The organism is Paraburkholderia sp. JHI869 (genome assembly GCF_038900775.1).
Taxonomy (GTDB): Bacteria; Pseudomonadota; Gammaproteobacteria; order Burkholderiales; family Burkholderiaceae; genus Paraburkholderia.
The window spans coordinates 1-13,344 of record NZ_JAYMSC010000002.1; the positions used below are offsets into that span (position 1 = coordinate 1).

The 13,344-nt window shown below is 66.0% G+C and carries 13 protein-coding genes; 3 read left to right on the forward strand and 10 right to left on the reverse strand.

All coding sequences use genetic code 11. The features are described 5' to 3' along the window. Positions 1–60 precede the first annotated feature (60 nt). The 8 genes from VSR72_RS03340 to VSR72_RS03375 all read right to left on the reverse strand — a co-directional run bounded on the left by VSR72_RS03340 (position 61) and on the right by VSR72_RS03375 (position 6,093). A complete protein-coding gene (locus VSR72_RS03340) occupies positions 61–1,050 on the reverse strand; it encodes a hypothetical protein (protein WP_342951014.1) in 990 nt (329 codons plus the stop codon). A 267-nt stretch (positions 1,051–1,317) separates the two neighbouring features. Further along, on the reverse strand, positions 1,318–1,479 hold the full coding sequence (locus VSR72_RS03345; protein WP_342951015.1) for a hypothetical protein: 162 nt from the start codon (positions 1,477–1,479) through the stop codon (positions 1,318–1,320). 173 nt (positions 1,480–1,652) lie between these two features. Then, the gene (locus VSR72_RS03350) at positions 1,653–1,865 is read right to left on the reverse strand and encodes a hypothetical protein (RefSeq protein ID WP_342951016.1); all 213 of its coding nucleotides are present in this window, start codon (positions 1,863–1,865) and stop codon (positions 1,653–1,655) included. Between the two features lie 233 nt (positions 1,866–2,098). Then, the gene (locus VSR72_RS03355) at positions 2,099–2,530 is read right to left on the reverse strand and encodes an Hsp20/alpha crystallin family protein (RefSeq protein WP_342951017.1); all 432 of its coding nucleotides are present in this window, start codon (positions 2,528–2,530) and stop codon (positions 2,099–2,101) included. Between the two features lie 251 nt (positions 2,531–2,781). Further along, complete coding sequence (phbB, locus tag VSR72_RS03360) at positions 2,782–3,528, reverse strand: acetoacetyl-CoA reductase (RefSeq protein ID WP_342951018.1); 747 nt, start codon at positions 3,526–3,528, stop codon at positions 2,782–2,784. Continuing rightward, entirely contained in the window at positions 3,518–4,060 is a 543-nt protein-coding gene (locus VSR72_RS03365) for a hypothetical protein (protein ID WP_342951019.1), read from the reverse strand. The genes phbB and VSR72_RS03365 overlap by 11 nt, the downstream gene beginning before the upstream one ends. A gap of 381 nt (positions 4,061–4,441) precedes the next feature. Beyond that, the gene (locus VSR72_RS03370) at positions 4,442–4,903 is read right to left on the reverse strand and encodes a universal stress protein (protein ID WP_342951020.1); all 462 of its coding nucleotides are present in this window, start codon (positions 4,901–4,903) and stop codon (positions 4,442–4,444) included. Between the two features lie 194 nt (positions 4,904–5,097). Continuing rightward, positions 5,098–6,093, reverse strand: coding sequence for a zinc-dependent alcohol dehydrogenase family protein (locus tag VSR72_RS03375; protein ID WP_342951548.1), 996 nt, complete (start codon positions 6,091–6,093; stop codon positions 5,098–5,100). Between the two features lie 376 nt (positions 6,094–6,469). Between VSR72_RS03375 and VSR72_RS03380 the strand changes: the two genes are divergently transcribed. Further along, entirely contained in the window at positions 6,470–8,908 is a 2,439-nt protein-coding gene (locus tag VSR72_RS03380; RefSeq protein WP_342951021.1) for a phosphoketolase family protein, read from the forward strand. 22 nt (positions 8,909–8,930) lie between these two features. On the opposite strand, the gene VSR72_RS03385 is transcribed toward VSR72_RS03380, so the two are convergent. Then, entirely contained in the window at positions 8,931–9,908 is a 978-nt protein-coding gene (locus tag VSR72_RS03385; RefSeq protein ID WP_342951022.1) for an acetyltransferase, read from the reverse strand. A 77-nt stretch (positions 9,909–9,985) separates the two neighbouring features. Between VSR72_RS03385 and VSR72_RS03390 the strand changes: the two genes are divergently transcribed. After that, positions 9,986–11,791: an AAA family ATPase gene (locus tag VSR72_RS03390; RefSeq protein WP_342951023.1), complete on the forward strand. Its 1,806-nt coding sequence runs from the start codon at positions 9,986–9,988 to the stop codon at positions 11,789–11,791. A gap of 49 nt (positions 11,792–11,840) precedes the next feature. Here VSR72_RS03390 and VSR72_RS03395 read toward each other — a convergent pair whose 3' ends face one another. Further along, positions 11,841–12,245, reverse strand: coding sequence for a transposase (locus VSR72_RS03395; RefSeq protein WP_342951024.1), 405 nt, complete (start codon positions 12,243–12,245; stop codon positions 11,841–11,843). Positions 12,246–12,430: 185 nt separating this feature from the next. Here VSR72_RS03395 and VSR72_RS03400 point away from each other — a divergent pair, with 185 nt between their 5' ends. After that, positions 12,431–13,258 (forward strand): DUF72 domain-containing protein, encoded by an 828-nt coding sequence (locus tag VSR72_RS03400; protein ID WP_342951025.1) that lies wholly within the window; start codon positions 12,431–12,433, stop codon positions 13,256–13,258. The last annotated feature ends 86 nt before the right edge of the window (positions 13,259–13,344 follow it).

A 13,344-nucleotide genomic window follows, 5' to 3' on the forward strand; every position in this document is an offset into this window, starting at 1 on the left:
CGAGTAGCGCGGGCAAGTCCGTCCCAAACCACGCCATGCCCGCGCGGGCTACATCACTACTCAGAATCGATAGCCGACACCGCCCAGGATCACATCCGTATCGCGGCTATAACGCGTAACCACGCGATTCCACGTAACGCGCGCGGCCCAGTGCTGTGTCAAGCGATATGAAGCCGAAACGGAGATGAGCCCCGAGAGAATACCGTCGCCGGTATCGCGCTCGTCGGGGTGCTCGCCGTGATGGATCGCCGCGTAGAGGCCCGCGCCGAACCCAAGCGTGAGATGCTCGTCGAAAAACGCGCGCGTGAGCCAGAGCTGCGCCGTCGCGCCATCGCGCCGCGCCGAGATGCCATTGCCCTCATGCAGATAGCCCACCGTACCATCGAGAAACGAAGTGATGCCGCGCCGGTACTCGATCGCCTCGGCCGCCGAGGTCTGCGATTCGAGGCTATTGAGGATCGTCTCGCCCGCCATCAGCGTGATCTCGTTGTTCGTCACTTTCTGCGTGCGCGGCAACGCGAAATCGCGCGGACCTGGCGTGTCGGGGGCGTCGAGCTGGTAGCCCACGCCCAGCATGAGCGCCGTCGTCGATGGCCCGCGCGACACCTGCACGCGGTTGAGCTGCAGGTTCGCCGTCCAGCGATGCGCCGAGTACCACGTGGCGCGCGCACTGTAGAGCACGCCCCAGCCGTGCGTATCGGCCCAGCCGTCGCCCTGCGACGCGGCTTCGGTATCGAAATAGCGATACGGCCCGACACCCAGCGCGAACACAAAGCGGCGCTGCGCGAGCGGCAATCGCGCCCACGCCTGGATGGCCTGGCCGTCGCGGTGATGATCCGGAATATGGCCTTCGTTCAGCCACGCAATGCTGCCGGCAAAATACTGGCCAAAACCCTCCGTGTAATCCATTTGCCACGAATAGGTATGATCGGCGCCGCTCTTGAGCGGCCCTGTGTAGAGCGTGAATTCCTGCGCGCTAACCGACCCCGAAGCCATGGCGAGCGCGCTGGCGGCAATACTGGATGCGGCTAGCGACGTGACGTTTTTCATTGTGTGCGATTGCGCCCCCCGCTTCAGCTTTCGAGCGGAACGCGTTCAGATGACGAGACTAGCTGCAAGGGAAATGTATGCAACGAGTCGCCGAGCATATCGCGCCGCAATATTACTTGTGTAAGTTCACTCTTTCAGATAATTACGATATGTCGCGGTATAAATTCCTGATTATTTATTTTGGCATCCTGATTACATGACGGGAAAATAAACGCCGCACTAAAGTGCGGCGTTCGCCTTGCAGTCAGCTTTACGACCGGCGCAGGATCAGTGCGCGTGATGGCAAACACGCTCTGCGTGATGGTGAACGTGCTCGATGTGGCACACCTCGTGGTGATACGGTGCGGCGACGGCCGCGAGCGGCGCGAAAAGCGCGGCGCAGGAAATCAGGGCGAACAGGCGGGCAGCAGGCTTGAAAACGGCGTTCATGACTTGGCTTTTGCGTGTGAAAACAGCGTGGATGGAACCAAAAGCCAGCACTCTATCGCAGAGTGTTCCGCGGTGTATTACACGGATGTAACGGGCGTAGCGCTCGATGAAACGCTCTTGACATGCCTTCGTGCGCAAGACCGGGCGCGCCGCACGGCGTGCGCAGCGGCCGCTCAAATAGTGCGCTCGCCGCCTTCTTCGTGCGTGAGACGCCGCAACAGTTCGCGGCCGCGGGAGGTGAGGCGCAGCGTGGGGTCGCCGCCCGCTTCGTCCATTTCGACGAGACGGTAGCGCTGCAGCGCGAGGAAATCGGAATCGAGCGTCTGAATAGGCGCGTCCGTATCACGGATCAGCAGCAGTGTCGCTAGTTCGTGGTGGCTGAGCATCGGGTCTCTCCAGTTGTCGGCCGGAGCCAGGGCGTAAGCGCTGTTTACGGCCACATGCCCGAAAACGATCGACCGAAAGGCCGCGGGCTTGAGTCTCCCCAGCATAGCGAGTCAATCGTACAGTTTCGCTACAGTCGTGTTTCGCTGTGTTACTTCTCGATGTAAAGCAAAAAAGCGGCGCGCATCTGCACGATATGCAGTCTGCGCGCCGCACGCTCAAAGGCTCTTCAGCCTTAGTTGATTTCCAGGCGCTTGCTGGCGCCTGCGGCCCGCTTCGGCAGCGTGAGTGTCAGCACACCATCCTTGTATTGCGCGCTCGCCTTTTCATCGTCGATTTCCGCAGCGAGCGTAAATGCGCGGCTCACGCTGCCCGCATACCGTTCGCGACGCACGACGCGCTCGCCTTCCTTCAGGTCGCTGTTTCGCTCGACCTTTGCCGCGATCGAAACGAGATTGCCGTCGATTTTCACATCAATGTCTTTGCGCTCGACGCCCGGCATTTCGGCCTTCACAGTGAAGCTGGCCTCGCCTTCCGTCACGTCGATCCGGATGCTGGCCGCCTGCCCTTCCCCAGCGCTCGTGGCACGCAACGGCCGGAACAGCCCGTGAAACAGATCGGGCACGCTTTCCATCGAGAACGGATCGTAACGCGAGGTATTGCTCATTGATGCCTCCATGGGCTGAACGTTTTCCTTGTCCACGCAACAATGATGTTGCATCGGATTCCTTAATTCTCCGTCAGCTACCACGGGTGCATGACACCCCTTCAGCCAGCCACGGAGAATTGCCGGCAACGAAGCGCGCCGCTCGCGCAGCGCGGTCGCTGCCGCTCACCGTCCAAACATGAAGGCGCCTCGCGCGTTTGCAAGGGCCTTTTTTCGCCGCACACAAAATTTTTGCGCCGCAGCGCCGCGCGTCATTGCATGTGCATGCCGCCGTTGATCGCGATATCGGCGCCGGTGATGAACGCCGCGTCGTCCGAGCAGAGGAACGCTATCAGTGCGGCGACCTCGTTCGGCTGGCCGAGGCGGCCTACCGGAATTTGCGGCAGGATGCGCGCGTCCAGCACGTCCTTCGGTACGGCTTCCACCATTTGCGTGGCGAGATAGCCCGGCGACACGGTGTTCACCGTCACGCCTTTTTTCGCCACTTCGAGTGCGAGCGCCTTCGTGAAGCCATGCATGCCCGCTTTCGCCGCCGAATAGTTGGTCTGCCCGAAAGCGCCGCGCGAGCCGTTGACCGAGCCGATATTGATGATGCGCCCGAAGCCGCGCTCGATCATGCCGGGCAAGAACGGCTTCGTCACGTTGAAGAGCGCGTCGAGATCGGTTCGCAGCACGGAGTCCCAGTCGGCTTTCGACATCTTGACGAAGCTGCGGTCGCACGTGATGCCTGCATTGTTGATGAGCACGTCCACCTGGCCGAGATCGTCGAGCGCTTGTTGCGCTGCACGCTCGCAGGCCTCGCAGTCGGCGACGTTCATCTGATGGCAGCCGAACTCGCGGCCCGCCGCGCGTTCGGCGGCAAGCCACGCATCGGCTCGCGTGTTCGCCGACGAGCACGACACGGCGACGGTCATGCCCGCGTCGTGCAGGCGCCGGCTGATCGCCTCGCCCAGCCCGCCCATGCCGCCCGTGACGAAGGCAACGCGCTTAGTGGCCATGCTGGCCTCCGCCCGCGTGCGCACGGCCTGCGCCCGACGCCTTGCCCGGATGCGCGGCGCCATTGGTGGCGCTCGCCATCGCACGCTCGAAGGCGTTCATCCACTCGCGCATGGGCAGCGCGCCAGGCACCTTGGACGCGCCAGCTTGCGCGCCCGCGCAGGCTTCCTGCCACTGCTGCGTGAAGTCGCGCGCACTGTCGGACCACGTGCTCGCGCCCTGCATCGCCGCCGCCACGCTCTCTTGCCAGAGCGTGGTGCTCGCACCGAGATAGTCGCGCCAGACCGATTGCGTGGCGACCGCGAAATCGGTCCAGTCGCGCGCGGTGCGCAGCGATTCGAGCAGACCTTCGACCGCCTCGCGGTCGCGCTCGATGCGGCGCTGCTCCAGCTTCAACAGCTGCTCGCGCCACTGCTGCTGCCCGACGAGCAAACGCAGCGCGGCCGCGGTGTTGGCACGGTAGTTATCGAACGAGGCGCCCAACGCCTGGCCGACTGAGGCCGCGTCGAATGAGGGATGGGAAGCGGTTGCCATGGTCAATCTCCTCCTTATGTAGCTTTCGCCCGGCGCGGCCGGATGCGTTTGCTGCTTAAAGGACCGCGGTGGGGCGCGGGCTGCGGCGAGCGAAATGAAAGCGCTTCACGCGCGACGATGGGGGACGGGAAACTTCGGAGTGCCGCGTGTTCGCAACACAATCGGCTCAAGCCAACATCATAGGCACGAAGACGAGCTCCCGCGTAACGAATGGGCGATTTGTCGCTTGATCGACGTCACAAATCGAGATAGTTGATGCGCAGCAATTCAAAACTGGGCTTGCGATCGCCGGTATTTCGCGACGGATCGTCGATACGGCCGATCGCTGCCCGGCCGGTCGCGCCCTCGCCGCCGACCGGCCGGAGGAACCGGGCGCCCCGATCAGGCGGCCGGCGCCTCTTCGTCGCGGACCAGCATGACCGGCCGGTCCGCCATGCGCAGGAACGATTCCGCCACGCTTCCGAGCAACAGGCGCTTCATGCCCGACACGCCACGCGTGCCCATCACCACGAGGTCGGCGTCTTCCTCGGCGGCGATGCGCGAGATCACCGCGGCAATCTCCTCGCCGCTCGCGTCCGCTGCGCGCGTGGAGCCCGCCACCTGAGCCTGCGCGAACACCAGTTTCGCTTCTTCGAGCGCCGCCGTTGCTGCGTCGTTTTCCGCCGAGTGGCGCGCCTGTTCCTCGGCGAAGCCCGAACTCACGTCCACGAGCCGCGCCGGATGGCGCACGACGTACAGCGCCTGAACGGCGCCGCCGGTCGCCTTGGCGATCTTCACGGCCTCGTCGAGCGCGCGCCGGCCGCTGCGGCTGCCATCCACCGCTACCAGAATCTGCTTGTACATCGTTGACCTCCCGGGCGTCGCCCAGATTGCGCGGCGTAGTCGCCGCGCGCGTGCCTCGTGAGCGTCGCGCGCCGCGGCCCGCCGGCCGTTGCGAGGCGCGCGCCGGCTCCCGGCGCGCGCTATCTAAAGATCGTTGTAGCGCATTTGGGTACGGATGCGCGCCGTAGCCAGTGCGACGCGTTGTCTCCTCTGCGTCATCCTTCTGTCAGCATCGTCAACACCGCCGCGCCCGTGAGCCGTCCTTCGCGCAGATCGGCCAGCGCCTCGTTCGCGCGCGCAAGCGGATACGGCGTGGTCTCGATTTCGAGCTTGTGGCGTGCGGCAATCGCCATGAAGGTCGCGCCGTCCTCGCGCGTGAGATTCGCCACCGAGACGATGTGCCGCTCCTCCCACAGCCATGCGTAAGGAAACGAGGGAATGTCGCTCATGTGGATGCCGCCGCACACGACCGTGCCGCCCTTCGTCAGCGCGCGCAGCGCGGCGGGCACGAGCGCGCCGACCGGCGCGAACAGCAGCGCCGCGTCGAGCTCCTCGGGCGCGCGCTCGTCGCTGCCGCCGGCCCAGTTGGCCCCGAGGCGCCGCGCGAACTGCTGCGCTGCGTCATCGCCCGGACGCGTGAACGCATAGACCGTGCGCCCCTGATGGCGCGCGACCTGCGCGACGATATGCGCCGCCGCGCCGAAGCCATAAATGCCGATGCGCTGCGCATCGCCCGCCATCGCGAGCGAGCGATAGCCGATGAGTCCCGCGCAGAGCAGCGGCGCGGCTTCGACGTCGCTGTACTGGCGCGGCAGATGGAAGCAGTAGCGGGCGTCGGCGACGGTGCGCGTGGCATAGCCGCCGTCGATCGTGTAGCCCGTGAAGCCGGGCGCGTCGCAGAGGTTCTCGCGCCCGTCGGCGCAGAAGCGGCAATGCCCGCAGGTATGGCCGAGCCACGGCACGCCCACGCGGTCGCCCAGCGCGAAACCCGTTACGCCGGCCCCGAGCGCCGCCACCGTGCCGACGATCTCGTGACCGGGAATCACCGGTCTTTTCGGGTGTTCGAGATCGCCGTCCACGACGTGCAGGTCGGTGCGGCACACGCCGCACGCACGGACGTCGATCAGCAGTTCGCCTGCGCCCGGCGTCGGGTCGGGTAATTCGGCTTCGCGCAGCCGTGGATTCCCGCCGTCGAACAGCATTGCCCGCATTGCCATCCCCCTCGCCAGATATGCGGCTCGCGCGCCGCTTCGATCACCATAAAACCATGTTATGCAATCGGGCCGCGGGCTGTCGTGCAATGCACGCTGCGCCGCAACTACGCCGCAGCCAGGCAGCCCGATGCGACTGCCAGCCGCGGGGCATCCACGCGTGGCGCGCCGCGCGATCGTGGCAACATAAGACGATTCCCGCAGGACCATGAGGCGCCGCCGCCGGCCACGCGCGCGGTAAATGCCAACTGCGCGCCAACTGCGTGCCAACTGCGCGCCCGCCGCGCACGCCTCAGGCTCGCGCCACGCGCGCTGCCGCACCGCGCGCGCAGTCCGACTCGGTCCGCCTTCCGCCGCCGCGCAACCGGAGCCCCGCATGAACGCTACCGACACCCCTGCCCACCCGCCGCTCACCGACGACCTGCTGCGCCGCATGGACGCCTGGTGGCGCGCCGCCAACTATCTCTCGGTCGGCCAGATCTATCTGCTTGCCAATCCGCTCCTGCGCGAGCCGCTGCAGCTCGCACACGTGAAGCCGCGCCTGCTCGGCCACTGGGGCACGACGCCGGGCCTGAACTTCCTCTACACGCACCTGAACCGCATCATCAACGCGCGCGATCTCGACGTGCTATTTCTCGCGGGGCCGGGCCACGGCGGCCCTGCCGTCGTCGCGAACACCTGGATGGAAGGCACGTACAGCGAGACCTGGCCGAACGTGCCGCTCGACATAGAAGGCATGGCCGCACTGTTCAAGCAGTTCAGCTTTCCGGGCGGCATTCCCAGTCACGTCGCGCCGCAAACGCCCGGCTCGATCCACGAAGGCGGAGAACTGGGCTACGCGCTCTCGCACGCCTACGGCGCGGTGTTCGACAACCCGGATCTGATCGTCGCCTGCGTGGTGGGCGACGGCGAAGCCGAAACGGGCCCGCTCGCCACGGCGTGGCACTCGAACAAGTTCCTCAATCCGGCCACCGACGGCGCGGTGCTGCCCATCCTCCATTTGAACGGCTACAAGATCGCGGGGCCGACGGTGCTCGCGCGCATCGGCGACGACGAACTCGCCTCGCTCATGAAGGGCTACGGCCACGAACCGATTTTCGTGGAGGCTGAAGAACCTCAAGTTGCGCACCGTCTGATGGCCACCGCGTTCGACACGGCATTCGACGAGATCGCGCGTATCCAGAAGGCCGCGCGCGAACTCGCCGACGAACACGGCAACCTGCCGCCCGGCTACGTACGACCGCGCTGGCCGATGATCGTGATGCGCACGCCCAAAGGCTGGACCGGCCCGAAGACGGTCGACGGCCAGAAAACCGAAGGCTCGTGGCGCTCGCACCAGGTGCCGCTCGCCAACATCTCCAAGCCGGGGCATCTCGCATTGCTGGAAAGCTGGATGCGCAGCTACAAGCCCGAAGAACTTTTCGACGCGCAAGGCCGCCTCGTGCCCGAAATCGCCGCGCTCGCGCCGCAGGGCGAAAAGCGCATGAGCGCGAACCCGCGTTCGAACGGCGGCGGCCGCGTGCGCGAGCTGCGTGTGCCGCCCTTTGAACACCACGCCGTGGACGTGCCCGCCCCCGGCCAGGTGGACGCGGAAGCCACGCGCGTAATGGGCGCGTTCCTGCGAGAAGTGATGCGCGTGAACGACCCGACGCGCAACTTCCGCATCTTCGGTCCCGACGAGACGGCGTCGAACCGCTGGAGCGACGTATTCGACGTGACGTCGCGCACGTGGCTCGCGGAAGTCACGCCCGACGACGTCCAGCTCGCCAGCAACGGCCGCGTGATGGAAATGCTCTCGGAGCACACCTGTCAGGGCTGGCTCGAAGGCTATCTGCTGACGGGCCGCCACGGTTTCATGTCGTGCTACGAGGCGTTCATCCACATCATCGACTCGATGTTCAATCAGCACGCGAAGTGGCTGAAGGTGATCCGCGAGATTCCGTGGCGGCGGCCGCTGCCCTCGCTCAACTATCTGCTCACCTCGCACGTGTGGCGCCAGGACCATAACGGCTTCAGCCATCAGGACCCGGGCTTCATCGACTATGCGGTGAACAAGAAGTCGGACACGGTGCGCGTGTATCTGCCGCCCGACGCCAACACGCTGCTCGCCGTGACGGACCACGTGCTGCGCACCTGGAACCGCATCAACATCATCGTGGCGGGCAAGCAGCCGCAGGCGCAATGGCTCGACATGGACGCGGCCATTCGCCATTGCGCGGACGGCATCGGCATCTGGCAATGGGCGAGCAATGACGACGGCGGTGAGCCCGACGTGGTGATGGCCTGCGCCGGCGACGTACCGACCATGGAGACGCTAGCCGCCGTGGACCTGCTGCGCAACTGCCTGCCCGACCTGAAGGTCCGCGTGGTGAACGTGGTGGACCTGATGACGCTCGAGCCCGCCGACCGCCATCCGCACGGCCTGCCCGACGCCGACTTCAACGCGCTGTTCACCACCGACAAGCCGGTGATCTTCGCGCACCATAGCTATCCGACGCTGATCCACAAGCTCACGTACCGGCGCGCCAATCACGCGAACATCCACGTGCACGGCTTCATCGAGGAAGGCACGACCACCACGCCGTTCGACATGACCGTGCTCAACCGGCTCGACCGCTACCACCTGTGCGAGGCCGTGATCGACCGCGTTGACGGACTCTCGCAGCGCGCGGCGCACCTGCGCCAGACGCTGCACGACAAGCTGGCCGCGCACCGCCGCTACGTGGACGAGTACGGCGACGACATGCCCGAAATCCGCAACTGGCGCTGGCCGGCGGCGCGCAACGCGCAAGGCGGGGGCGAAACGCCGCAGTGACAGCCTGGTGACGCCTCGTTGCTCAGGCCAACTCCGGCTTCGCGCGCCCGAACACGCGCGCGAACGCCGTTACGAACGCGTCGAGGCGGGCCGATTCGAGGCAGTCGATGCCTGCCGCGCCCACCCGGCCGTTTCCGCCGGGGAACGCGCGGCAGAGTTCGTCCGCGCCGCGCGGCTCGGTGAGCGGCGCGCGCACGCTTACCGCATAGTTGCCGTCCGCGTTCACACTCAGCACCGCGTGCGCGCGCGACGGCTCCTCGTTCGCGAGCACGTTGGCGAACACGCCGCGCACGCGGCGCGCCCACGGCTCGTCGGGCAGCACGCACACACTGCCGTACTGCAGCGCGATGAGCGGCGCGATGGCCTGGGCCAGTTCGAGATCGTCATGGCGGCAACGGCCGAGCTGCGCCACGATGGGCTCCGACGCGATGAAATCGAACGGGCTCTCATAAGGCTTCATCGCCGCGTACAGATCGAGCGGAGTGATCACGAGATCTTCGACGCAGTCGCCGTAAGCGTTGTAGTTGATCGACTCGCCGAGTTCGCGCAGCGGTTCGGCCTGCGCGGCGTCGAGCCCGGCCTGCTGCGCAAGCGAGCGCGCCGTGTCGGGCAGGTTGTCGCCCCAGGCCGCCGCGATCGCCCACGGCCGGTAGCGGCCAGCGAGGTGACGGTCGACGAGCACACTCGTGCAGACCTGCGCCGTGGTGTCGATATGCGCGACGAGGTTCCTGCACATGGGCAGATCGCCCGCGTGGTGATGGTCGAAATATTCGACCGCGACGTCCTTCGCGAGCAGCGCGGTGAGCGCCTTGCGGTTCACGTCGAACGAAATGTCGAGCACCGTGAGCGAGTCGCCTGGCTGGGCGGGCACGCGCTCGACGAGCGCGATATCGCGCTTCGCGCCGGTGATGAGCGTCGCTTCGCGCGGCCTTGCGAGCCGCAGTTGATGCAGCGCGCAGATGCCGTCTGCGTCGCCGTTGAATACGTCGAAATGCGCCATGTCTCCGAGATTCCGTTGGGTTGAACTTGAGAGTATCGCGCAGCCTCGCCGGATTGCACAAAAGGTGCAACACGCCGATGCCCGTGCAGCCCGTTTCGATCAAGGCTGCGACGTGGCGCGCCACGGCCGTCCCGCGCTCGCTCGCGTGTATGCTGGTTCCGACAATTGCCGCGCCGCAGCCCTCTATTCTCATGATAGCCACGCCGATGCCCGACACGCCGATCTCACGCCATGCCTTGAACCGTCAGCGTGCGGCGCGCCGCCACGGTCGCCTCGTGGACGCCGCGCTCTCGCGCGCCTCGACGTATGCGCACCCGGCTGGGCGCATCGTGCGCATCGAAACGCATATTTCGGTGGTGTATCTCGCCGGGCGCTACGCGTACAAGATCATGAAGCCCGTCGATTTCGGCTTCGTCAATTTTGTGCGGCTCGATGCCCGGCTGCGCTGCTGCGAAGCTGAGATTCGTCTGAATGCGCCCTTCGCAGGACCGATTTATCGCGAGACCGATGCGCTATTTTTTGACGGTCGGCGTTGCCGGCTCAGCCACGCGCATGCTTCCACGCGCGGCAACGTAAAAGTCATCGACTACGCGGTTCGTATGCGCCGCTTCGACCAGCGCCTGCTGTTTTCGAATCTGCTCTCGCACGGCGAACTGAGTACCGCCGATATCGATGCGGCCGCAACCAGGCTCGCCGCGAGCCATCGGCAGGCGCGCCGGCCCGGCCGCGGTCCGATGGCGCCCGCTGCACGCCTCGGCTCGGCCGCACTGCTGCGTGAACAGGTGCTCGCGGCGCTCGCGCCCCTCGAAACGGACCCGAGCACCATGCACCCTGTGGAGAGTGCCGCGTTGCGCGCGACTTGCGAAAGCGAACTCGCGCGCCTGGCGCAACACCTCGACGCGCGCCGCGAGAACGGATTCGTGCGCGCCTGCCACGGCGACCTGCATCTCGACAATATCGTGCGCTACGGACGACACGCGCTGATGTTCGATTGCATTGAGTTCAGCGACGCGCTGCGCTGGATCGACGTGACCTGCGATCTCGCATTCCCGCTGATGGACCTGCGCGCGCATGGCCACGCTGCGCACGCGCACCGCCTGCTCAACCGCTATCTGGAAGCCACGGGGGATTTCGCGGGGCTCATTGCGCTGCGGCTTTATGTCGTCTATCGCGCGCTGGTGAGGGCGCTGGTGGCACTGCTCAAGGCGGGACCGCCTGCGCGGCGCAACGCGCAGGCGAACGAAGAAAACGTCTCGCGCTACCTCGCACTCGCGGCGAGTGAGGCGCGCGCCATGCGCGAACCCGCGCCCTGGCTGCTGCTGTGCCACGGCTTTTCTGGGTCGGGAAAGTCGGTGGCGAGCCGCGCGCTCGCCGAGTTGAGCGGAGTGATCCGTGTGTCGAGCGATCTCGAACGCAAGCGCCTCGAACCCTTCGCGCCGCCCTCGTTCGACGCGCTGCCGGCAAGCGCCTACACGCAAGCCGCGCTCGACGCGCATTACGAACGTCTCGTCGCCCATGTGCGTGACGTGCTGAACGCGGGCCATACCGCACTCGTCGATGCGACGTTTCTCAAGGCAACGCATCGCGCGCAGTTCGCAGCACTGGCGTGTGAGCTGAACCGGCCCATGCTGATCCTGAACTTCCACGCGCCGCAGGCGCGGCTAGCCGAGCGCGTGAACGCACGTGCGCGCGGGCCGCGCGACGCTTCCGACGCCGGTGCCGAAGTGCTTGCTGCACAGTTCGCGCAAGCGGATCCACTCGATGCACGCGAACGACAACGCACCGTTGACCTCAATACCGATGTGGAGATCGAGGCGCTCTCACGCGAACCCTGGTGGGCGCCGCTGTTCGCACGCATGCGTGCGGAGGTCGGGGAGGCTTGACGTTCCAGCGGACTCGTGGAGTGCCGCCGGAACCCCGCTTGCTGCTCGCCTATCGGTCCACGAAGGGGCGCACGAGCGGCCAGCGCAGCGTGGACGCCACCGGAAAACGCGGCTTGCGGCCGACCGGCGCGCGCCACGGCTGCATGCGTGCGGCCATTGCCGTGCACAGCGCGAGACCATCCTGGCCGTGCAGACGCTCCATGGCGTGATGCACGAGGCCGGCGTCGAACCACAGCTTGAAGCGGCGATGGCAGGTGCGGAAGTCGGGATACTGCTCGGGCAGCTTCGACCAGACCGAGCCGGTGGCCAACACCCAAAGGATGCCTGCGAAAACGTGACGAGGATTGTGCGCCGGGCGCCCGCGACGACGACCGTCAACGCGGATTTCATGAAACATGGGTTCGATGCTGCGCCACTGCGCATCGGTGAGTTCCGGAGATATGCGGGAAGACATCTGATGGTCCCTGTGAGGTTATCTGACACAACACGACTAAAGTAGCCTCACAGCCCACAAGAAAATATCGGACTATGCCTAAAAATCGAGATGAATTCGCAGCTTTGGATTCGGGGCGCTAACCGGCGGCCGCGGCGAGTGCTGCGCTACACTGCGCGTTTCCCGGCTTCGATGATGGAGTTCCGATGGTGCCCTCATCCCGTTCAATGGCCCGGCACGGCCGCATACGCGTTGGTGTAGGCGGCTGGATATATGCGCCGTGGCGCGGTGCGTTCTATCCCGGCGGGCTTGCGCAGCGCCGCGAGCTCGAATATGCGAGCCGCCATCTTTCGACGCTGGAAATCAACAGTACGTACTACGGCGCGCAGCGCCCGGAAAGCTTCACGCGCTGGCACGACGACACGCCCGACGACTTCGTGTTCTCACTGAAGGCCCCGCGCTTTGCGATGAATCGCCGCGTGCTGGCCGAAGCCGGAGCCACGATCGAGCGCTTCCTGAGCGGTGGCGTGTTGAACCTGCGCGACAAGCTCGGGCCGATCAACTGGCAGCTCACGCCAGGCAAGCGTTTCGATCCTGAGGATTACGCACGATTTCTCGAACTGCTGCCAGCCGAGGCCGAAGGCCGAGCGCTGCGCCACGCACTCGAAGTGCGCGACGAGAGCTTTTGCACGCCGGAATTCGTGGCGCTCGCGCGCAAGCACAAGGCGGCAATCGTCATTTCCGGCGACTCCAGCTACCCGCAAATCGGCGACGCGAGCGCGCAGTTCGTCTACGCGCGCATCATGGGAACCGCCCAGGATCACCCGCAGGGCTACGCCGCCGCCGACCTCGACATTTGGGCGAAGCGCGCGCTCGCCTGGTCGCGCGGCGAAACACCCGACGATCTCGCCACCTACGCGCAGCCGCTCGCCGCGAAGGCCGGCCGGGACGTGTATCTCTACGTGATCAGCGGCTTCAAGGAACGCAACCCGGCGGCGGCCATGGCGCTGATCGAGCGCCTCGGCGCGAGCTAGCCGGGAGACTCGCCGGTCATGGCACCCTAAAAGACGCTCGACTCCCGCGCGCACGCGCGCTTTAAGGGACAGTCTCGCGCGCCATC

Excerpts from the sequence above, each read along its gene's own strand:
- VSR72_RS03340 (WP_342951014.1), bottom strand. The coding sequence starts at position 1,050 with ATGAAAAACGTCACGTCGCTAGCCGCATCCAGTATTGCCGCCAGCGCG.
- VSR72_RS03345 (WP_342951015.1), bottom strand. The coding sequence starts at position 1,479 with ATGAACGCCGTTTTCAAGCCTGCTGCCCGCCTGTTCGCCCTGATTTCC.
- VSR72_RS03350 (WP_342951016.1), bottom strand. The coding sequence starts at position 1,865 with ATGCTCAGCCACCACGAACTAGCGACACTGCTGCTGATCCGTGATACG.
- VSR72_RS03355 (WP_342951017.1), bottom strand. The coding sequence starts at position 2,530 with ATGAGCAATACCTCGCGTTACGATCCGTTCTCGATGGAAAGCGTGCCC.
- phbB (WP_342951018.1), bottom strand. The coding sequence starts at position 3,528 with ATGGCCACTAAGCGCGTTGCCTTCGTCACGGGCGGCATGGGCGGGCTG.
- VSR72_RS03365 (WP_342951019.1), bottom strand. The coding sequence starts at position 4,060 with ATGGCAACCGCTTCCCATCCCTCATTCGACGCGGCCTCAGTCGGCCAG.
- VSR72_RS03370 (WP_342951020.1), bottom strand. The coding sequence starts at position 4,903 with ATGTACAAGCAGATTCTGGTAGCGGTGGATGGCAGCCGCAGCGGCCGG.
- VSR72_RS03375 (WP_342951548.1), bottom strand. The coding sequence starts at position 6,093 with ATGCGGGCAATGCTGTTCGACGGCGGGAATCCACGGCTGCGCGAAGCC.
- VSR72_RS03380 (WP_342951021.1), top strand. The coding sequence starts at position 6,470 with ATGAACGCTACCGACACCCCTGCCCACCCGCCGCTCACCGACGACCTG.
- VSR72_RS03385 (WP_342951022.1), bottom strand. The coding sequence starts at position 9,908 with ATGGCGCATTTCGACGTATTCAACGGCGACGCAGACGGCATCTGCGCG.
- VSR72_RS03390 (WP_342951023.1), top strand. The coding sequence starts at position 9,986 with ATGCCCGTGCAGCCCGTTTCGATCAAGGCTGCGACGTGGCGCGCCACG.
- VSR72_RS03395 (WP_342951024.1), bottom strand. The coding sequence starts at position 12,245 with ATGTCTTCCCGCATATCTCCGGAACTCACCGATGCGCAGTGGCGCAGC.
- VSR72_RS03400 (WP_342951025.1), top strand. The coding sequence starts at position 12,431 with ATGGTGCCCTCATCCCGTTCAATGGCCCGGCACGGCCGCATACGCGTT.